We start from the raw sequence: 20,651 nt of genomic DNA on the forward strand, positions 1-20,651 counted from the left end.
TTTTTTCGGGGACGTTTTTGGCAAGGATTGCTTTTATAGCTAAGTTGGGGTTTAATGTGTGGGACGAATTTGATAATCCCGATAACGACGATAATCATTGAGAATGCGATCGTGATCAAAGCATAAGGGTTGGGGGAATTCCCAGAGATGAAAAATCCCCACTTTTTTGGCATCATCGGCAGCAATCGGTTTGCCTTTTGCCGTGGCGATAAAAACAATACTAATGGTGTGTTGACGCGGATCGCGGTTAGGATCGGAATAGACGTGAAATTGCTCGATTAACTGCACCTCTAAACTGATTTCCTCGTAAGCTTCCCGAATGGCCGCCGTTTCCACCGACTCACCGTAGTCCACGAATCCCCCCGGAATTGCCCAGCCAAAGGGCGGATTTTTTCTCTCAATTAGTACGATCGGACGGTGGGGCGAGTCGATCAGTTCGATGATAATATCAACAGTAGGGGCAGGATTGCGATAGGTTGTCATTTTTTTCAGTTATCAGTGAACAGTTAAGTAAGTAGTTATAATTAAATAGAAGATAGATTTTGCCTCTGATACCCCCTGCCCCCCTTGATAAGGGGGGTGTCTGACAACTCTTAACACCTACCTACTTATCAGTAATCGGTCAATAATTCCATTTAACACTCATAATCTTACAATCGAATCATTTCTAACCAGTCACTGATCAGGGATCACTAATAAGGAGGAGAATAAAAGTTGTTAGAAAATGCCAAGAAAATTACGGTTATAGGTGGGGGAATTTGGGGGCAAACTCTGGCTAATTTGGCTAGACGTAATCACTTAGCTGTTAGGGTTTGGTCCCGTCATACCGGGGAAGATTTAGGGGCTATTATAGCAGATACTGACGTAATTATTTCGGCCGTTTCGATTAAAGGAGTTGTTCCAATGATCGAAAAATTACAGCAATTACAATTAAATTCTCGCATAATTATCGTCACCGCTACTAAAGGATTAGAGCCAATCACCACTCGTACCCCCTTTCATCTGTGGAATCAAGCTTTTCCCGCTCATCCCCTTGTGGTTCTTTCCGGTCCCAATTTAGCTAAAGAAATTAATCAAGGTTTACCCGCCGCTACGGTGGTAGCAAGTTATCAGCAAAAAGCAGCAATATTGTTACAAAAATTATTATCTGGGGAATCTTTTCGGGTTTATCTGAATAGCGATCCCTTGGGAACAGAGTTAGGTGGCACTCTTAAAAATGTCATGGCGATCGCATCTGGGGTTTGTGATGGTTTACAGTTAGGTACTAATGCTAAATCTGCCCTGTTAACTCGCGCTTTACCGGAAATAGTTCGGGTGGGAACTTGTCTAGGAGGTTGTCAAGAAACTTTCTTCGGTTTATCGGGTTTAGGGGATTTATTAGCCACCTGTAATAGTCCTTTATCTCGCAATTATCAAGTGGGTTATCAATTAGCTTTAGGTTTATCTTTGCCAGAAGTTTTAGCGAAATTAGAGGGAACTGCCGAGGGAATAAATACCACAGAAGTTTTGATGAGAATTGCCCAAGAAAAAAATTTATATGTACCGATTACCTGTCAAGTTGATTGTCTTTTGCGCGGGGAAATTTCTCCCCAAGTTGCCGTTTATGAATTGATGCGTCGGGATTTAAAAGCAGAATTTGATTAAGAGACAAGAGATTTTTTAGTAAGCAGTAAACAGTAATCAGTGGGGGGTTGGGGAGTGAAGAGCCGAAAAGATTAATCCGTATTGTGGAAAACTTGGCTGGGCATTTAGTACAAGTGTATGACAAGCCTCGGCCAATCTAGCCGCCGCAAGTGCCGGCTCTGATTTGGGCAATTCACCCTATTGTCAAGCTTCAGGGGTCAAAATGATGGCTTCTCTCGGGGGTTTTTTAGCGAGAAAAGGCGACGGTGAACCAGGTGTTAAAACTATTTGGTTGGGACTGCGAAGGTTACATGATATCAGCCAGACTTGGGGACTATCTCATCCACGGGTGAAAATAGTTGTAAGATCAAAAAATTCTCCGATAACTGTTGCTCTATCCCCCGCGTGCCTACCTATTCCTACTATACCGCCGATGTTTTTAGCGATCGCGTTTTTGGCGGTAATCCCCTGGCGGTTTTTCCGGAAGCATCCGGATTAACCCGCACCCAGATGCAAAAAATCGCCGCCGAATTTAACTTCTCAGAGACAGTCTTCGTTTTTACGCCAGAAACAGACCAAGGCAGCAAAAAAGTCCGTATTTTCACACCCAGTACCGAATTACCCTTTGCTGGTCATCCTACCGTCGGCACGGCCTATATTTTAGCCCTAATCGGTGCTATTCCCCCCCACCAAGAAACCACGATTTATCTGGAGGAAGGAGTCGGTTTAGTACCGGTAAAAATTCTCATGGACGGGGAAAAACCGGTCTATAGTGAGTTAAAAGTGGCACAATTGCCAGAATTAGTGGCGGATAATTATGCTCTCGATGATTTAGCGGCGATTCTTTCCCTAAGCGTTGCCGATTTCTTACCTGGTTATCCCCCTCGCGCCTTTTCCTGTGGCCTTCCTTTTTTATTCATCCCCGTTAGAAACCGCGATATTTTAGGGAAAATAAAACTAAATCTAAGTCTCTGGTCATCATTATTAGGCCAATCCCCCGCTAATTCCCTTTTTGTCTGCTGTTTTGACCCGGAATCACCCCAATCTCGTCTCTATGGCCGAATGTTTGCCCCCGGTTTGGGAGTTATGGAAGATCCCGCCACTGGTTCGGCTGTGGCCGCTTTGGCGGGCTACCTAGGGGCTTTAGAATCTTCTAGGGAAGGGATGAATCAATGGACAATAATCCAAGGGGTGGAAATGGGCAGACCAAGCACCATACAATTAAAGTTTCAGAAAAACAACCGTAAAATTACGGAAGTTTCTGTGGGTGGTGCATCAGTTCTAGTCTGCCAAGGCAAGATGATAATTCCCGATGGGGAAACAAAAAGTGATATAAAAAGGTCATTGTGAGAGCGGTGGCCGAAGTTAGTAAAAAGGAGATGAACAATGTTAAAACATTAAGAGCTGCAAGGATCAATCTCGGTTTTGTGGGATGGATGAGAATAAGTTTGACAGGGTATATCGAAAAATATAAAATTTCTAGAGGGATAACCAAGGAAAAATACGGCAGTTATCTTAATGACGAGGCAGTAAGCAAAACGAGGTCATGCTTGGTTTTTCTGAGAAAATCTGTCAGCGGTCATGGAATGTCTATAGTTAAAGTCTATTAAAATTAGTCATTATGCTCACCTCTTATCAGGAACTACAAAAAGAACTTAGTTTGTCCTTACAAGACTTAAATAGTTTTGCCGACAAATTCCAAGAAAGTTATGATATTATAGTATCTGCAAACGAAATCAATGAGAATCACGGTGTCGGGGTTCTTTTAAAGAGAATTTTCCCTGATACCAGTGGGATAGTCTCCCTACGAACCACTAATCTCTACGGAGGGGAGCAAGGTTTTGGCGTTCAGAATTTTTGTCTAGATGTGCGCGGTTGTTCCTACGGGGAAATTTTAGTAAAAATCCAAAATTTATTTGTTTATTTAAAACCGAAAAGAGTCTTAGTAATTCCCTACTTTGTCGAAGATTTTTATGTAGCCACAGCGATTAAATCTCTCTTTCAAGTCCCCGTTTGTACCTACCTGATGGATGATCAGAATGTCCATGTTGATGGCGTTGACGATGAAGCCGTTCAGAAATTACTCGATAGCAGCGATCTAATTTTAGGCATTTCTCAGCCCCTTTGTCAAGCCTATAGCAAAAAATACGAAAGGAAAATTTGGTTTGTACCGCCCCTAGTGGAAAGTTACTTAATGCCTCCAGAAATTACCGCCCCCGATTCTATGGCAAGAGGGATTTTGATCGGTAATATCTGGTCTCAGACTTGGCTAGAAAATCTCAGGCAATTATGTCGAGAATCCCAGATCAAATTAGATTGGTATGGCAATCCTAATCGTCAATGGTTGCAATTCCAAGAAGCAGAGTTAGAACAAGATGGTATCTTTTTTAAAGGTTACTGCAGCCAAGATGCTCTCATCTACTACTTACGTCAAGCCCCTTTTGCAATCGTTCCCACCGCCAGTTCTGAAAACGAGCAAGATCGTCCCGAATTCGCCTGTTTGAGTTTGCCTTCCCGTATTCCCTTTATTACCGCCGTTGCTAATACTCCGATCATTATTGTTGGTCGTGAAGATAGTGCCGCCGCTCAGTTCGTCAAAGAATTCGACCTAGGAACTGTCTGTGATTATAAAGCTCAAAGCTTATTAACAGAAATAGAGAAACTGCGAATAGAAAGCAATCAACTGCGGCTCCGTTATTCCAGTCAAAAATTAGCCAAAAGCTTGAAAGCCGATCATTTTGATGATTGGCTCTGGAGATCGTTAGAACAGGGAAAACCCATCGATAATCGCTTTGAACAATTCGAGAAAAATAGCCTTAAGTGCAGTGTGATCGTCACCGCTAGTGAAGTCAATCAAAGTCACGGGACAGGAGCTTTGGTCAGAAGAATCTTTCCCGATGATAGCGAGATTATTTCCATCCGTTCCGATAATCACTATGGTGGTGAACAACAATTCGGGGTCTTAAGCTTCCACCTTGACCATAAGAAAATGTCGCGACCGGCGATATTTCAATCAATTCTACAAACTCTCGGACACCATCAAGTCGAAAAAGTTTTTTGTGTCCCTTATTACGCCAGCGATATTCTGACAGCGATCGCTATTAAGGAATTATTTAATGTTCCCCTTGCCACCTACATCATGGACGATCAGAATATCTGCGTTCAGGAGATTCCCGATGCTTTGATGAAAGAGTTTTTAAGCAAATGTTCCGTTCGTTTTGCCACCCATCCCGAACTCCGCGACGCTTACGAGAATAAGTACGGCTACAAATTTTGGCTCCTACCGGCGATCGTTCCCCACCGTCTCATTAATAGTGAAGTTGCCGAAGTTTCTCCCCAACGCTGTCAAGAAAAATGGGGAGCTTTATTAGGGAGCATTTGGAGTCCCCAATGGTTCCAATCTCTGTTAGAGAGTATTCAAGGGGCAGGGATTAAACTAGATTGGTATGGCAATTCTAACTATTATTGGCTCAAAGAATCTGCCGCAGAATTAGAAAAATGGGGACTTTATAGCCAAGGACTCTATCCCGAAGAAAAACTAGCACAACAACTACAAGCATATCCCTTTGTTATTGTTCCCACGGGAACCATGGACGAAAGAGATGATCGTACAGAATTGTCTCGCCTTAGTTTACCCGGCCGGATTATTTTTAACCTCGCCACCGCTAACACCCCGGTAATTCTTTTAGGCAGTAATCAAACCTCGGCGGCTAACTTTATTAATCGCTTTCAAATCGGTGTGGTTTGTGATTATACACCCGAAAGTTTGGCCGCAGCCGTGGACTACGTTCTTAACCCCGAAAATCAGCAAAGAATGCGAGAAAATGCCGTTAAGGTAGCGGCAAGATTCTCGGATCAAGGTATCGATCAATGGGTGTGGCAGTCCCTAGAAAAAGAACAGGCGGCCGATGACAGATTTGAAGCGATTTTACCTCGATCGCCGATCGATTTAGTTCACTTTATTGAACCCCCCGTTCCCTCAATTATTTATAAAGATTATGCTCAAGTCTATCAAGTCATGCGACGTTTACGAGGGCAAAAATATCAGCCCGATTTTGTGGTTGATGTGGGAGCTTCCCACGGTATTTGGTCTCATACCGCTAGTCAATTATTCCAGGAAGCTCGCTTTATCCTCATCGATCCGCTAATCTCAAAATACGAGCAATCAGCCAGAAATTACTATATCTGTAATATTCCTAAAGCGGAATTACTAGAAATTGCCATCTCTAATCAAGCTGGTCAGTTAAGTTTTCAAGTTTCCCCCGATTTGTACGGTAGTTTCTTGCTCACTCCCGCCGATTTTAGAAACTATGAAACGATTACAGTGGCGGTAAAAACCCTCGATCAGGTGGCGACAGATCAGCAAATTTCTGGCAGAGGAATATTAAAATTAGACGTGCAATGTGCCGAGCATATCGTCTTAGAAGGGGCCAAAGAATTTATCGCTCAGGTGGATTTAGTCGTTGCTAAACTCTTCTTTATTCGCTATGATCAGGACGCTCTCGTTTTCAATGAAATGCTTAATCTTTTGGATCAGCTTGGTTTCCGTTATTATGACGAAACCGGCGAATGGAGATCCCCCATTGATGGCACACTCCTCCAAAAGGAAGTGGTCTTTATTCGTCAAGATTTGTTAGTTCCCGAAACTAGCCGCAAAATTGAAAATTCTCCCAGTCAAGCTTAAGACAATTTACCCAATCACTAGCCAAAATGATCAAACAATTATTAGCCAAAAATAAAATAGTTCAGCGAGTTAAAGCAGTCAAAGATTTATTTCTAGAAAAACTTGATTCACTCAATCATGTCCAACTTGAACAAATCCAAAAACTTGAGAAACTTAATCAGCTTGATCCCTTAGATTTTAAGGTTGAGCAACTCAATAACTCCACGGAGCAAATCCGACAAGAAAATGCAGAAACCAAGCGAAAGGCTGATTTATCCCTGGAAAATCAAGCTTTTTTGCTCAAGTTTTCCGTTGATCTCGTTCAAGGCATTCAACAATTTAACCAAGATTCTCAACAACAACAGCAAGCTATTTATCAGGCTATTGAAAGAATTTATCAAGATTCTCAACAACAACAGCAAGCTATTTATCAAACTTTTCAAGCATTTCAAGAGGAAACTCGAGAACGTTTTCAACTTAATCAACAACTGTTAAGTAAAGTTTATGAGGATATTCATAATTATAAATTTAAGGTTGTCACTAATCAATCAAATTTTCAAGGGATTGAAGTTGAATTGATGTGTTATTTATACTCCTATCTTCCCTATCCTTCTGCCTTAGATATTGGAGCCAATCAGGGGGATGTAACAGAACGACTATTGCAAACAGGCTATGAAGTTTATGCCTTTGAACCGTTTTTACCCGTTGTGGAAAAATTAAAAAATCGTCTATCTAATTTCTCTAATCTTCACGTTTTTCCTTTAGCATTAGGAGCGATAAATGAGGAGAGAGAGCTTCACCTAGTCGGGGATCAAAATCTAGTTAATGACCCCAATAGTCAACCCCTTTATCCCGACGCTGACTATACTCTACTGAGCAGTATTAACATCCATTCGTTACCAGAAGGAATGGTCTTTACAGAAACAGTCCCTATTCCAGTGACAACTCTGGAAACCTTACATCAGCAACAGCAGGTTCCCTCGGAAGTTGGTTTGGTAAAAATTGATACCGAAGGTTTTGACTTACAAGTTATTCAAGGGATGGGAGATTATCGTTATCCTGTGGTAGTTGCCGAATTTTGGGATGGAAAGTTCCCTTTTGGTGAGTTTGGGGCGGACAACCGCTTACCGAGTCTTGTCGAAGCAATGAAATTACGCGGCTATCACTGGTTTATTGTAATTTATCGAGTATTTCCTAATAATGAGGTGAGTTTTTATTGTAATCACTTAATATCCGTTGATAGTTCATGGGGAAATATTTTCTTTTTTCAGGAGCATTCTGTTTTTAGTGAAGCACTTAAATGGTGTGCCTGTGTCATGCCCGCAACTTATTTCTCTAATGCTTATTAAAATCTTGGATAAATATTGAGTTGTTTACGGAATAACTGATAGGTGAGTAATGATTATGAAAAAAAATATATCTTTAACCAGTGAAATTTTGATTCTCGTCGGTTTGGGAATTGTTTTTTTGCTAGTAGGCATATTCTTTGGTTCTAGATTACACCCCGTCTGGATAGATGAAGTAATGTTGACAGAACCAGCAGCCAATCTAGCTTTATACGACAGTTTTACCTCGGCTGCTTGGTGGCATCAAAATGCTCAAGAGTTTCATGTTGGCGTTTCTTTTCTTTATACAGTTTTGCTGGCTTTATGGATAAAAGTTTTGGGATTTAGTATTGAAAAAGTTAGGCTTTTTAATTATGTGTTAATGCTTCTTAGCATCACTTTAATCTGGTTAGTCATCAAGAAATTGCCTTTAATTAAGTTTTCTTGGCTAAGAATCATCTTAGTGGTTAGCTGTCTTTTGCCAGCAGGAATTACCTTTATTTATACATCGGGAAGGTACGACACTTCCTGCATTTTCTTATCAGCACTGGTTTGGGGAGCTTTTTTAATAAAAGATGCTAAAATCCGATGGCTTACTATGACAATTATTGGATTTTTCTTTCCCCTTTCTGGATTGTCAGCAGTGGCCTTTGCCATAATTTTTGGCGTTATCCTACTCCTTTTCAACTTTCAGCGATTTTGGCGGGAATTTGTCGCTCTAAGTGGGGGATTTATTTTAGGAATGTTATTTCTTTATGCACTTTACTCAACCAATGGTGTTTGGGATGATTTTGTTGGTGTGACTTTCGATCAGATTGCTGACAATGCCAACCGCAACAGAAGTGTCATTGATATAATATTTTCCAAAGTGAGCAAACTTTTTGACCATAAAGATTATGTGTGTCGTGGCTGCTCGGGAGATCTGTCTTTTCCACCACTGTTAGTACTGCTGATCATCTTGATATTTTATGAACTATTAACCAAATCTTTCCGGTGGCGTTCTCCTTCCTTTTTTGCTTTGATCACCGTTATTACCATACCAACTACTATGTGTTTTCTGGGAAAATATCCACTTTATTATAGTTGGATGTCGATGTTTCCCTTGATCATTTGTATTTGCTGGAGTTTTAATAATATTTTGGAAAAAAATACTGGCAAAATTCAGACGACAATTATTAGTATAGCTTTTTTGGTTTTATTGTTTTATGCCAACTTACTAGGACTACCTTACCGAGCGCAAATTACCTTACAACAATGGGAATATAATGACTATACTAAAGTACAAAACTTTCTTGACAACAAAATCAATCATGAGGATAACATTTATGCTGATTTTCAAGCATTCTACGCCCTCAAGTCTCGGAGTAAACGAGTTTATTTCCCCATTCATCATGTACGGATGACACCAGAGGATAGGGATAATCTTTCATTAATTGTTATTGATCCTAGGGACAGTGCTAGAGCGCCCTGGAATCCCGGATTAGCAGGAATTGTTGGCGACTCACTCCCCCAGTGGTACGATACAGGAGAACAGTTAGATACAGGCACTTATGGGATGAAATTGTACCGAAAAAGATAAACCGGCAGAAATTCAAGGGATATAAACTCTGAAAAAATGCTTGAACAGGCACTTAATTTTACAGGAGAATTATGGCTCTTCTAGAGTAGTTATGATATATTAGCAGAAAATAATCCAAGCAAGCCTTGCCAAGTAACGCTCACCAGAATTCAAAAAAGCAATTTTAGCCTAGTACCTACCGATGAACCCAATACATTAAGGTTGAAGAAAAAAGTTGGTGTTTTTGTCCGAATTTATGTTACTCTCCGAGATGAACACAGTGGCAACCTTAAGTGCGGTGCATTGCCTGACTTTTTGCCTTTATTTAGTTATGGGATACTGATATTATGAGTTATTTGGACTTTTTCTCTAAAGATTGTTTACGTTATATTCCTTCCTCCAGGCTTTCTCAAAAGAAAGTATTGGTTGTTGGTTGTGGCAATGGTGGTGATTGCGCTCCGTTTGTTGAGGCACAGGAAGTTCATGGGATTGATATCTGTGATGATATCGGTCAGAATTTTATTCACGATAAAGTTCAGTACTTTCAAGAATCTGCTGAGTCTATGAACAGAGAGTCAAATTATTACGATTTGGTGTTCTCCGTTGCAACTTTAGAGCATATTCATAATCTTGAAGCGGCTTTCGCCGAGATTTTACGAGTCACGAAATTAGGAGGATTAATCTACTGTGTAGCAGCCCCCCTGTGGAATTCCTATGAAGGTCATCATACTTATGGAGTATTTCCTGAATTTCCCTGGATTCACCTGCGTTTATCCCCTGAGGAATTAATTCACTACATTGAGGCAAGGGAGGATATAGGATCTTATACTTATATTGGCAATTCTACATCCATTGAAAAATCTAAGATTCAAGATTTAGTCAGCTTTATGTTTTCTGATTATTTTAATCGTATTTCAGCTGAAACCTATTTGAGAATAGCCGATAGTCTAGATGTCTCTTATTGTATTCGTAACGATATTTGGCATGAGGGACAAGCCCTACTGACTTCTGATATTCTTAAGGAGTTACAAGCCAAAGGATTTAGTCAAGAAGAGCTTTTATCAGTTTCCCATACCTTTGTAGCCATCAAATAAAACTATTAAGAAAAATACAAGGCTAAGTCGAACAAAAGAACTCATGAGTGAACTCGCTCCCCATAACCCATTTCTGAGGGCCGACTATCAAAAGCACCAGGACAATCTGGATGACTCCGTTCTTCAGTTAGACCGTCAAGCTTTTCAACGGTTAGCTAACTTAGGCTACCATCCCACCATTGTCTTTGATATTGGTGCCTCTGACGGTGTTTGGTCTTTCTACATGAAACAAGTCTTGCCCCAGGCTAACTTTCACCTCTTTGAGCCACTGATTGATCACAGTCCTGACTATCGCCAGTTTATGGAGGAAACCTTAAGAATTTATCCGTCCTTCTCCTTGCACAAGTACGCCCTAGGCGATCGCAATTGTCATCTGGCCATGACTGTCTTCGACAATATTTTAGCCAGCAGTTGTCTGGGCGTCACTCCTCCCGATCAAGAGACACGGCTCGTCGAGGTTCCCATGCTAAGGTTGGATGAAGCAATGCAACAATTGAATCTACCCCAACCTCAGGTCATTAAAATTGATACCCAAGGTAATGAGTTAAGTATTTTGAAGGGAGCCACCCAGACCCTAGCCAAAGTGGAAGTTCTTTTGCTAGAATGTTGGCTGTATCGTGGCTATGGGCCAGAAACCCCCCTATTAACGGAAATTGCTAACTGGCTACTTCCCTTCAATTTCCGACTATGGGATGTTACTGAGCCTTATCGAAACCCAGAGGGGATTTTGGCTTCCCTAGATTGTGTCTTTGTCCACACGAATGCCAGTTTTTCCAAAAATTGGTACTATTAAAGCCTTCTACTCCCTTATTTCTGCGGGAACTAATCAGGTTCTAGAGAAGTCGTAGCCCACCTAGATGCAAAATCAATTACCAGCTAAGCGATGAACTTTTTTTGAATCTTGATTACTGCCAGGTCTAGTGGAACTAAATGAACCAAGGTCTTGACAGAAGCAATGGTTTTTAGTTACTCTTAGACTCGATAAACCTGATAACATATCTCTACTCTGATCACCGCCATGATGTGGTTACATAACCTTTACTATTTGTCATCATGATGTAGCTATCACCCTCTAAGTAAAACTTTTGGAGTTCAAAGAAAACTATGGCTCTTCTTCCTAGCAGTGCTTTAACCTTCCTCAATATTGCCTATTTTAAGGCTCCAGTTTCCCCCGTTGACTTTAATCAAGCTACCTATAGTTGGGTACAAGCTGTACAAGGATGGGCGGCAGCCGCTTCTAATCCTGCGAGCTTCAACAGCCCGACGAATAGCAATCCCCCAACCTACGGATATCTCATTTCTCCTAGTACAGGAAATGCTGAACAGTACGTTAAGGAGGTCTATCAGAATCTTTTTGGTTCTGCTCCCTCCGCAGAGCATCTCACTTATTGGACAAACTGGCTCACAAACTCTGGCAATAATATCTATATTGGCAGAGACGGAACCAACTATGGCATTGCCAACTATAAGGCTTTAGTTCTCGCAGTTTATGAATATGCTACCGCAGACGAGGTTGCTGCCCTCACTAACCGTCAAACGGTTTCGCAGTACTTCAGCACCTCCATGCAGAATAATCCTGCGGGAGGCGTGCCTTCGTTTAATACTACTCAGTATAATGCTGGGTGGGCGAGTATTGGCACGGTTACTAAGGATACCGCTACCGTAACGACGGCTAAAGCCAGTATCGATCAATTTATCGCTGGTGGCGGCGGTACGGGAACGATCTTTACCTTGTTAGAAAATGGGGCAGTTCTCACCGCTTCTGCCAGCTCTAAAGTTTCCCCGGCAGGTCAGTTTTTGACTACCTCCAATAACACGGTTCAGGCTTTAACCTTCCTCCCTAATAGTTTTGTTCAAGACCCTAGTACAGCTGACGCTGATGTTCTGACAGCACAAATCTTGCCTCCCGTTGCTCCCGCTACTGAGGTTACCCCAAACATTGCTAACATCGAGACTATTGAGTTCACTGGGTCGAACGGTGCTATAGCTAATATTGCCAACATCTCCGGAGTCAAGAATTTCGTTATCAAGTCCGGTGACTTGAAGGTTAACACCGCCGAAAAATTCCCCTTGACTCTGGCGGCTGGGTATGCCAATCAGCTAACTCTCAACCTCGCCGATCCATCTAAAGCTTCGACCGTTAACCTGAATGGTACTGTTGCTGGGGCGACTATTGTTGACAATAACTCCGCTGCTAATGTCAATATTGTTGTCAAAGCTGATAGTGTTCTCAAAAATAGTGACGCAACCGTAGAGACAATAAACAGTTTGGCGGGAAACAACAACTTTGTGATTTCGGGTGATAAAAACCTGACCATTGACGGCAAGATTACCGTCTCTAACCCTGCCACTGATCGTTTGGATGCCACTGCATTTACCGGGAAACTGACCCTGAATCTCGGCAAAAACAGTAATATAACCCAGATTGTCGGTGGCAAAAGCGATGACACCTTCACCTTGACGGCGGCAGTAGATCAGATTAATGGTGTTAGCCTCAATGGAAACGATGGCAGTGACACCTTAACTGTTAAAGTTGGAGGCACTACTACTGCTCTTGATAAAGTTACCTTCGTTGAGACGGTTATCTTTAAAGAAGACACCGCCGCTAACACCACAATCACCACTGTGGACCCCCTTGTGGAAAATGGTGCAACCTTAACTGTTGATGCTTCTTCCTTCACCACCAAAACCTTAACCTTTAATGGTGCCGCTGAAACCAATGGTTCCTTTAAGATTACTGGTGGTGCATTAGCCGATGTCCTGAAAGGCGGTGCCAAAAACGACACCCTTATTGGTGGCGGTGGTACTGATAACCTAACTGGTGGCGGTGGTAACGACCAGTTCCTCTTGAATAAAGCCGTCGCTACCAGCGCTGTGACGATCGCTGACTTCAGCATAGTAGCAAATAATGACGATGTGTTCGCCCTAAGTAATGCCGCCTTTGCCGGCGCTCCGGCAGTGGGAACCGCCTTGACGGTCAGTGTTGTGGCAGGTGCAGCTAACGCTAATACTACAATCCTCGTTGATACCAAAGCAAACCTTCTGACTACTACTGCTAATAACTACGGCAATGTACGCTTTGGTTACGACATAACTAACAATCAGTTGTACTACGATGCTGATGGTGTTGGCTTCACTGGTGCTAGTTCTATTCTTATTGCGACCTCTACGAATGCGCTCACTTTGGCGGGGGGTTTAAGTGGCGGCAACTTTACTATCGTCGCTTAATTTCCAGTAAGCAGACCAATCCGAGTTGACTATTATAAAAGACCATCCTTTTTCAGGATGGTCTTTTATCGTTCCGGGGTAGAACCCTGGAACGAGAAAGGGAGGGAGACCCTCCCTTCCCTGCTCCCCTAGTCTAGTCATAGTAGGGTTAATTCATGAATTAACCCTACCCTTGATCAGGGTGGTAATAGCTTCAATTTCCTCGCGACTTTTCTGGGGGAAATCGCTTTAAGAGTTCCTGCTTGGAACACTGTAGGAGTAAAGGAGTAAATTCTTCCGGGGACAATTGTAAAATCCGGCTGATAATAGCTTGAATTTCTGGGTCTAACTCACCAAAGCGGACTCGGAGCAGATTTTCCACCACCAGACGTTCCCCCTCTTGCAGACCCCTTTCTAGACCTTGTTCTTCTCCTTCGGCCAGTGCCTCTTGATAGACTCTCGTTTGTTTTAAATCACTTAGTCCAAACATAGCTTCAATTTCCTCGCGACTTTTCTGGGGTAATTTGTAAATGATGATACTTTCGATTAGGTCAATTAACTGCCGTTGACTGGACTGGTCGGTGATTTCTTCTCTGGTCCGCTCGATTAGGGTTTGAGCAGTCCTCACCGCTGCCGTTTCCGACTCTACTACTAATTTAATCACACCGATTCCTAAGGAGGGATGGGACACCTGGGGCAATTCATCGAGATAAATGCGTCTAACGCTCGATAAATTGAGGATTTCGCCAAAATGCAGGGATTGTTCCCGTTCCACCCGACGATGGGGATAAATGACGACAATTTGCCAGGGGTGAGGTGGTTGATATTGTTTTAAAAATAGGAACAATTCCGCAAAAAGTCGATAGTAGAGGGTGTCGTCCGGTTGGAACTGTACTTCCACTAGGTAGAGGGGTTGCTGAATATCCTCAAGCAGAGGCACAAATAAACCATCGAGACGGAAAGAGAGTTGTTTCACCTCTTGGGAGGTGAATTGATAGTTTGCTGAGACCGGTTGCGGTTGTCCGATTAAGTCAAAGAAACTGTCGGGAAAGCGCAGGAAGATTTGGTAAAAGAGACTGTCAGTTTTCACGAGAAATCTCGCTTCTAGGGTTTATTGGCAATTGCCGAATTGATTTAAGAGTTCCTGCTTGGAACAATGGAGGAGTAAAGGAGTAAATTCTTCTGGGGACAGTTGTAAAATCCGGCTGATAATAGCTTGAATTTCTGGGTCTAACTCACCAAAACGGACTCGGAGCAGGTTTTCCACCACCAGACGTTTCCCCTCTTGCAGACCCCGTTCTAAACCCCGTTCTAGACCCCGTTCTAGACCCCGTTCTAGACCCCGTTCTAAACCCCGTTCTAAACCCCGTTCTAGACCCCGTTCTAGACCTTCTTGCAGACCACGTTCTAGACCTTGTTTTTCTCCTTCGGCCAGCGCCTCTTGATAGACTCTCGTTTGTTTTAAATCACTTAGTTCAAACATAGCTTCAATTTCCTCGCGACTTTTCTGGGGGAAGTAGTAGGGTTAATTCATGAATTAACCCTACCGGCTCTTCTAGGTTCTGTGTGATAAGTTTAACTTACATAGGATCGATCTTTGTGTCCTCTGTGTCTGGAGTGGTTCCCTCCACTCCCTCGCCAGCAGGACTGTATCTCAGAATACATTTTACCCACCAAATCCAAAAGAGCCAATCTAGGGGACATGGCTCTTTTCCTGTATAATCAAGTCTTAATTTTATGACTTGTCATTATATTTGAGGAAAATCTATGAGTTGGACAGAAGGATATGTATCGGAAGTTAACTACACTAGCGGCTTTTACGGCGAGTTAAGTCCCCTAAAATTAGGTTTAGCCACTCTGATTAAATCCATTCAACCCCCCGATTCTAGCCAAGAATTTACCTATTGTGAATTGGCCTGTGGTCAGGGTTTTACCACGAATATTTTAGCGGCTACCTATCCCCAGTCCCAATTTTATGCCAATGATTTCAATCCTAGCCATATCGCCACCGCCAGAGATTTAGCCGCCAAGGCGGGGATGAAGAATATTCTTTTCTTTGATGATAGTTTTGAGGAATTTTTAGAGCGAGATTTACCTCAATTTGACTTCATCAGCTTGCACGGAATTTATAGCTGGATTAGTGCCAGAAATCGCCAAGCAATAGTTAATTTTATTCGCCACAATCTCAAGGTGGGGGGATTAGTTTATATCTCCTATAATGCCCTGCCGGGTTGGTCGGCGGCAATGCCGATGCAGGCTTTGATGTTGCGTCATGGTCAACACAGTTCCGAGTCAATTTTAACCCGCATTGAACAGGCACTTAATTTTACAGGAGAATTATTAGAAGCTAATGCTAGTTATTTTGCCCAAAATCCAATTTTAAAAAGTCGTTATGATCGCCTAAAGGAACAAAATCGTTATTATTTAGCTCACGAGTATTTCAATCAGGAATGGAATTCTTTTTACTTCGATGAAGTGGCGAAAGAATTAGAGGATGCTAAACTTAAATATGTGGGTTCCGCTCATATTAATGACCATATTGATACAGTCAATCTCTCCCCAGTTGCCCAAGAAAAATTAGCCAAAATCAGCGACCCAATCTATCGGGAAGTGGTGCGAGATTTCTTTGTTAATAGCCAATTCCGCCGTGATATTTTTAGTCGAGGCTCCTTAGGTTTAACCAACCAAGAACAGGTTAAACAACTAGAAGAAACTCGGTTTGCTCTGATTGTTAATCCCGCAATTATCAAGTTCGAGCATCAGTTTCCCGTGGGAGAAGTTAAGTTACAGGAGACAGTTTATCAGCCAATTTGTCAGGTTTTGGCGGAATCTCCCCAAACTTTACTGCAACTAAAAAATCACCCCAAAACCTCAAATATTAACTTAAATGGTCTTTACCAAGCTCTGATGATTTTAACTGGTATTGGCTATATTCATCCTGCTGTGGATGAGCAAACTTGCCAACAACGGAAACCATCTACTGATGCTTTTAATAATGCAGTGAAAGCGAAAGCAGTCTATAGTGAGGAGTTAAGCTTTTTAGCTTCTCCTTTGATTGGGACTGGAGTAGTGGTCAATCGTTTAGAACAATTATTCCTCTTGGCTAAATCCTATAACCAAGATGCCGTAGAATTTGTTTGGCAAAATTTGGCAAGTCAAGGCAAAAAAGTGGTTAAGGACGGGAAACCTTTGGAAACAGAGGAGGAAAATATTGCTCATCTGAAAACAGTGTACGAGGAGTTTAGTCAAGAACGTTTACTAACATTGCAAAAACTAGGTATTGAGTAAATACTAAGTAGGTAGGCACAATTATTTGTAGGATGGGTTAGCGGTAGCGTAACCCATGCGGGCGTTGGGTTTCATGCTTCAACCCAACCTACGTTTATTTTATATTTAATTCCACCCACCTACTTAAGTAAGTAATCTCATTGTAATCGGCTACTTAGATAGGTGGTGCGTTACGACGGATTGTTACTTTCAAGTCAAAGCAGTAATTTTGGCTGTTACGTTTTACTACTTAGTGCTTGCTGAATAATGGTAAAACCCTTTGAAAATAAGGCTTTTGACCTGTTAAAATCTGATGTTAGTGCAAGAAAATAGGATTGGGACATTCAAAAACCTTGCATTATTCTCCTCATAGTACATAAACTGGTACAAAAAAAGAGGGCAACAAAGCCTGAAACGACCGACTCCTGACGACCGGCTCCTGACTCCTAACCCCACCAACAAACTTTTTCAGCAAACCCTACTTAGTGGTGCGTTACGACGGATTGTTACTTTCAAGTCAAAGCCGCAATTTTTGCCGTCTAACGCACCCTACTGGACTGTTTCAGCTAAAATAGGGCAATAGATTTCGGCTTAAAGTCTTAAATTATAGAATTTATAGCATTTTTCTAATACACCAAATTAACTGAAACAATCCACTACGTTTTACTACTTAGTGGTGCGTTACGACGGATTGTTACTTTCAAGTCAAAGCCGCAATTTTTGCCGTCTAACGCACCCTACTGGACTGTTTCAGCTAAAATAGGGCAATAGATTTCGGCTTAAAGTCTTAAATTATAGAATTTATAGCATTTTTCTAATACACCAAATTAACTGAAACAATCCACTACGTTTTACTACTTAGTGGTGCGTTACGACGGATTGTTACTTTCAAGTCAAAGCCGCAATTTTTGCCGTCTAACTACGTTTTACTACTTAGTTGATGATAGGTGGTGCGTTACGGCGGATTTTTACCTTCAAGTCAAAGCAGTAATTTTTGCCGTCTAACGCACCCTACGTTTTGCTACTCTAAGCTGAAAAGGTCATTGACAGAGTAACATCTACTAACTGCCTTGCTTTGACTAGCGGGGAATATTGACCTCGACAATTGCCACTTTGCCGGGGTATCGGGGGAAGTACCCAGAATCTGAGCTACTTCCCCTATCTTGACTAATCTTTTGCCTTGACAAAACCTAGTTAAAAACCCCCACCCTAGCTAGGTTGGACGAGATTATTTAAGCCATAAACCACTTTAGCGGTGATAATCTTGTCCTTATCGGTAAGTTCTTCTAACACCTCTTTTCCCTCGACTAAATAGCCAAAAACCGAATAACGACCATCCATGAGATTAAACCCCGGAGGAGTTAATTCATTATCGAATTTAAAGAAAAAGAATTGCGAGGAACCTCCGTTAGGATTAGTATCCGGACGCGCTAGGGCCAATGCACCAAAAGCGTTAAAAGGTAAGGCGAGACTGGGTAAGTAAATCCCTAATTCTTCGAGAGTATTGCCATAAACTGGTTCTTCTTCCCCTTTAATCAAAATTTCTAAGGGAATAGAGCGATATTGCTTAGTTTTCGGGTCAATAAATCCCTCTTCGGCACCGACGGGATCCCCGGTTTGCACAACGAAATTATCTTCGCTGCGAATGAAGGGTAAACCGTCATAAAAACCCCGTTGGACTAAATCCACAAAGTTACCCCCATTAATCGGAGCGCTGTAACCATCCACAACGATGGTTAAATCTCCCTTGGTGGTCTGCATCTCTATGGTGGCACGTCCTCGCAATTGCGGCAAGTTAGCGTATTCCGGGGGAACGTTAAAGGGAAAACCCACCACCATTAATTCTTCTAAAGCGGTGATATGATTGAGCAATTCCCGTCTGGTTGACCAAACTGCCTCTTTATCCTTCGCTTCTACGGCCGTATCGAGGTCTGCCACTCCCGTTTTGAGTTTTTCGATTAATTCCTCCCCTTGGTTTTTACTTGCTTCGGGAACACTATCTAAGATAGCCTTGCTTTTGGTAGAAAGGGCATAATTGGCATCCTTGACATCTTTTTTAATCGGACTCCAACGTTTGGCCCGCAGATGTTTGGCAATATCTTCGATCGATTGTTGCACTTGACGAATTGGTTTATTATCTATGGGTAAGGCATTGCGTAAAATAGCGGTGGGATCCGTTACCGCATCACCCTGAGCAAGCACAGCCAAAGCAGGGGCAGTCCCCTTAACCGTGAACAGACTTAAGATTAAAAATAGTGCTAGGGCAATACTAGCAGCCCTTTTTAAGAAAAATTTGCCCGATTCCCGTAATCTTGTCGTTATTTTCATATTTTGGTCGGTTCCTCAATGGCCATACCTATCCAAAATACTTGTAGGCTTTTAGGGGAACCCTTGTCAATAGCTAAGAAAATCGATCGAAGCCATTATCAGTAATCAGTAATCAGTAATCAGTTATCAGTTATCAGTTATCAGTTATCAGTTGTCAGTTCACCCATTACTGTTTACTGAAAAAAGGCTCCCCATCTCCCCACTCCCCCACCTCCCCAATTCCCCAATTCCCCAATTCCCCAATTCCCCAATTCCCCACCTCCCCAATTCCCCACCTCCCCACTTCCCCACCTCCCCAATTCCCCACCTCCCCACTTCCCCAATTCCCCACCTCCCCAATTCCCCACCTCCCCAATTCATAATTCATAATTTATAATTTATAATTCCCACTCCCTTTTTTTACCTTTTATGACCATAATTGTCGATTATCGCTTTCCGCCCGCTATTAATGCCGAAAAACAGGCAAAAACGATCGCTATCGGTCAAACCGCCGGCACTTGGAGCGAGCGCCACAGTCATCGTCAAGAGCAGCTGCAACAACACCTAGCGGAAGTGGTGGGGATCAGGGAGGAAGCCGACGGTTATAAGGTGGCTAGGGTGCGTTTTCCCCAGATAAACGTTGAAAATGACATCGCCAGTCTTTTAACCATGATTTTCGGCAAATATTCCATGGCTGGAGCCGGAAAAGTGGTGGGGGTGTATCTCCCCGAAAGCTACGGCACAAAAGCCAAGCTGGGAATCACAGGAATTAGGCAACGTTTGGGGGTTTATGATCGACCTCTAGTTATGGCAATTTTTAAACCCGCTTTAGGACTATCGGCGCAAGATCACGCCGATATCCTGCGAGAAGTGGCTTTTGCTGGCTTAGACGTGATTAAAGATGATGAAATCATGGCGGATCTTCCCGTGGCTCCCACCCACGAGCGCCTAGATTGTTGTCGCCGAGTTTTGGAGGAAGTGCGGCAGCAAACCGGTAGAAATGTTCTCTACGCGGTCAATGTCACTGGAAAAGCGGACGAATTGCAGAGAAAAGCCCGTTTATTGGTGAAACATGGGGCTAATGCCCTGTTATTAAACGTTCTTACCTACGGTTTTTCCGTTTTAGAAGCTTTAGCCAGTGATCCGGCGATCGATGTTCCTATTTTCGCCCATCCTGCCTTTGCCGGAGCGATGTGTGCCGGTAGCGATACGGGATTAGCCTATTCTGTGGTTTTGGGGACGATGATGGCCCACGCAGGAGCCGATGCGGTGCTATATCCCGCCGCTTACGGTAGTTTACCCTTCGATCCGCAGGAGGAAGGCAAAATTCGCGATATTTTGCGCGATAGAAACGTTTTTCCAGTTCCATCGGCCGGTATTCGTCCAGGTATTGTTCCCCAGGTCCTTGGGGATTACGGACGTAATGTTATCCTCAATGCGGGAACCGGAATTATGGATCACCCATCGGGACCAGCCAGTGGTGTGAGGGCTTTTTTTGAAGCTTTAGCCAGAATAGAAGCGGGTGAGTCCTTTGATCCGGCCAATTTGCCCGAAGGAGCCTTAAAACAGGCAATTCTAGAGTGGGGTTAAGCTCAATTCTTTCAATG

The 20,651-nt window shown here is 42.7% G+C and carries 16 protein-coding genes and 1 pseudogene; 12 read left to right on the forward strand and 5 right to left on the reverse strand.

Features of this window, described 5'->3' with window-relative positions; translation table 11 throughout:
- Nucleotides 1-51: 51 nt before the first annotated feature.
- Nucleotides 52-483, reverse strand: a complete 432-nt coding sequence (locus B5D77_RS03220; protein WP_008200727.1) for an NUDIX hydrolase — start codon at nucleotides 481-483, stop codon at nucleotides 52-54.
- Between the two features lie 231 nt (nucleotides 484-714).
- On the opposite strand from B5D77_RS03220, the gene B5D77_RS03225 reads away from it, so the two are divergent.
- From B5D77_RS03225 to B5D77_RS25655, 10 genes and pseudogenes are all read left to right on the forward strand, one after another.
- Complete coding sequence (locus B5D77_RS03225; RefSeq protein WP_008200726.1) at nucleotides 715-1,644, forward strand: NAD(P)H-dependent glycerol-3-phosphate dehydrogenase; 930 nt, start codon at nucleotides 715-717, stop codon at nucleotides 1,642-1,644.
- Nucleotides 1,645-1,840: 196 nt separating this feature from the next.
- Nucleotides 1,841-1,966: pseudogene (locus tag B5D77_RS27930) on the forward strand (IS4 family transposase); the annotation flags it as partial.
- Between the two features lie 62 nt (nucleotides 1,967-2,028).
- Nucleotides 2,029-2,973, forward strand: a complete 945-nt coding sequence (locus B5D77_RS03235; protein ID WP_106908271.1) for a PhzF family phenazine biosynthesis protein — start codon at nucleotides 2,029-2,031, stop codon at nucleotides 2,971-2,973.
- 5 nt (nucleotides 2,974-2,978) lie between these two features.
- Nucleotides 2,979-3,233 carry a hypothetical protein gene (locus B5D77_RS03240; RefSeq protein ID WP_159036934.1) on the forward strand — a complete coding sequence of 85 codons (255 nt, stop codon included), beginning with the start codon at nucleotides 2,979-2,981 and terminating at the stop codon, nucleotides 3,231-3,233.
- An 11-nt stretch (nucleotides 3,234-3,244) separates the two neighbouring features.
- The gene (locus B5D77_RS03245) at nucleotides 3,245-6,307 is read left to right on the forward strand and encodes an FkbM family methyltransferase (RefSeq protein ID WP_106908273.1); all 3,063 of its coding nucleotides are present in this window, start codon (nucleotides 3,245-3,247) and stop codon (nucleotides 6,305-6,307) included.
- A 26-nt stretch (nucleotides 6,308-6,333) separates the two neighbouring features.
- The gene (locus B5D77_RS03250) at nucleotides 6,334-7,635 is read left to right on the forward strand and encodes an FkbM family methyltransferase (RefSeq protein WP_106908274.1); all 1,302 of its coding nucleotides are present in this window, start codon (nucleotides 6,334-6,336) and stop codon (nucleotides 7,633-7,635) included.
- 55 nt (nucleotides 7,636-7,690) lie between these two features.
- Entirely contained in the window at nucleotides 7,691-9,190 is a 1,500-nt protein-coding gene (locus tag B5D77_RS03255) for a glycosyltransferase family 39 protein (RefSeq protein WP_253860464.1), read from the forward strand.
- A 326-nt stretch (nucleotides 9,191-9,516) separates the two neighbouring features.
- Entirely contained in the window at nucleotides 9,517-10,263 is a 747-nt protein-coding gene (locus B5D77_RS03260; RefSeq protein ID WP_106908276.1) for a bifunctional 2-polyprenyl-6-hydroxyphenol methylase/3-demethylubiquinol 3-O-methyltransferase UbiG, read from the forward strand.
- 43 nt (nucleotides 10,264-10,306) lie between these two features.
- Nucleotides 10,307-11,056, forward strand: a complete 750-nt coding sequence (locus B5D77_RS03265; protein ID WP_106908277.1) for an FkbM family methyltransferase — start codon at nucleotides 10,307-10,309, stop codon at nucleotides 11,054-11,056.
- Nucleotides 11,057-11,367: 311 nt separating this feature from the next.
- Entirely contained in the window at nucleotides 11,368-13,491 is a 2,124-nt protein-coding gene (locus B5D77_RS25655) for a calcium-binding protein (protein ID WP_159036935.1), read from the forward strand.
- A gap of 193 nt (nucleotides 13,492-13,684) precedes the next feature.
- On the opposite strand, the gene B5D77_RS03275 is transcribed toward B5D77_RS25655, so the two are convergent.
- Nucleotides 13,685-14,560 carry an Rpn family recombination-promoting nuclease/putative transposase gene (locus B5D77_RS03275; protein ID WP_106908278.1) on the reverse strand — a complete coding sequence of 292 codons (876 nt, stop codon included), beginning with the start codon at nucleotides 14,558-14,560 and terminating at the stop codon, nucleotides 13,685-13,687.
- A gap of 21 nt (nucleotides 14,561-14,581) precedes the next feature.
- Nucleotides 14,582-14,953 (reverse strand): hypothetical protein, encoded by a 372-nt coding sequence (locus tag B5D77_RS03280; RefSeq protein WP_106908279.1) that lies wholly within the window; start codon nucleotides 14,951-14,953, stop codon nucleotides 14,582-14,584.
- Nucleotides 14,954-15,237: 284 nt separating this feature from the next.
- On the opposite strand from B5D77_RS03280, the gene B5D77_RS03285 reads away from it, so the two are divergent.
- Entirely contained in the window at nucleotides 15,238-16,758 is a 1,521-nt protein-coding gene (locus B5D77_RS03285) for a class I SAM-dependent methyltransferase (RefSeq protein WP_106908280.1), read from the forward strand.
- A 1,188-nt stretch (nucleotides 16,759-17,946) separates the two neighbouring features.
- Here B5D77_RS03285 and B5D77_RS03290 read toward each other — a convergent pair.
- Nucleotides 17,947-19,065 (reverse strand): peptidylprolyl isomerase, encoded by a 1,119-nt coding sequence (locus B5D77_RS03290; RefSeq protein ID WP_106908281.1) that lies wholly within the window; start codon nucleotides 19,063-19,065, stop codon nucleotides 17,947-17,949.
- Between the two features lie 166 nt (nucleotides 19,066-19,231).
- On the reverse strand, nucleotides 19,232-19,432 hold the full coding sequence (locus tag B5D77_RS25660; RefSeq protein ID WP_159036936.1) for a hypothetical protein: 201 nt from the start codon (nucleotides 19,430-19,432) through the stop codon (nucleotides 19,232-19,234).
- Nucleotides 19,433-19,473: 41 nt separating this feature from the next.
- Here B5D77_RS25660 and B5D77_RS03300 point away from each other — a divergent pair, with 41 nt between their 5' ends.
- Complete coding sequence (locus B5D77_RS03300; protein ID WP_008200686.1) at nucleotides 19,474-20,634, forward strand: 2,3-diketo-5-methylthiopentyl-1-phosphate enolase; 1,161 nt, start codon at nucleotides 19,474-19,476, stop codon at nucleotides 20,632-20,634.
- Nucleotides 20,635-20,651: the final 17 nt, after the last annotated feature.

Source organism: Microcystis sp. MC19 (assembly GCF_003019735.1).
Lineage (GTDB): Bacteria > Cyanobacteriota > Cyanobacteriia > Cyanobacteriales > Microcystaceae > Microcystis.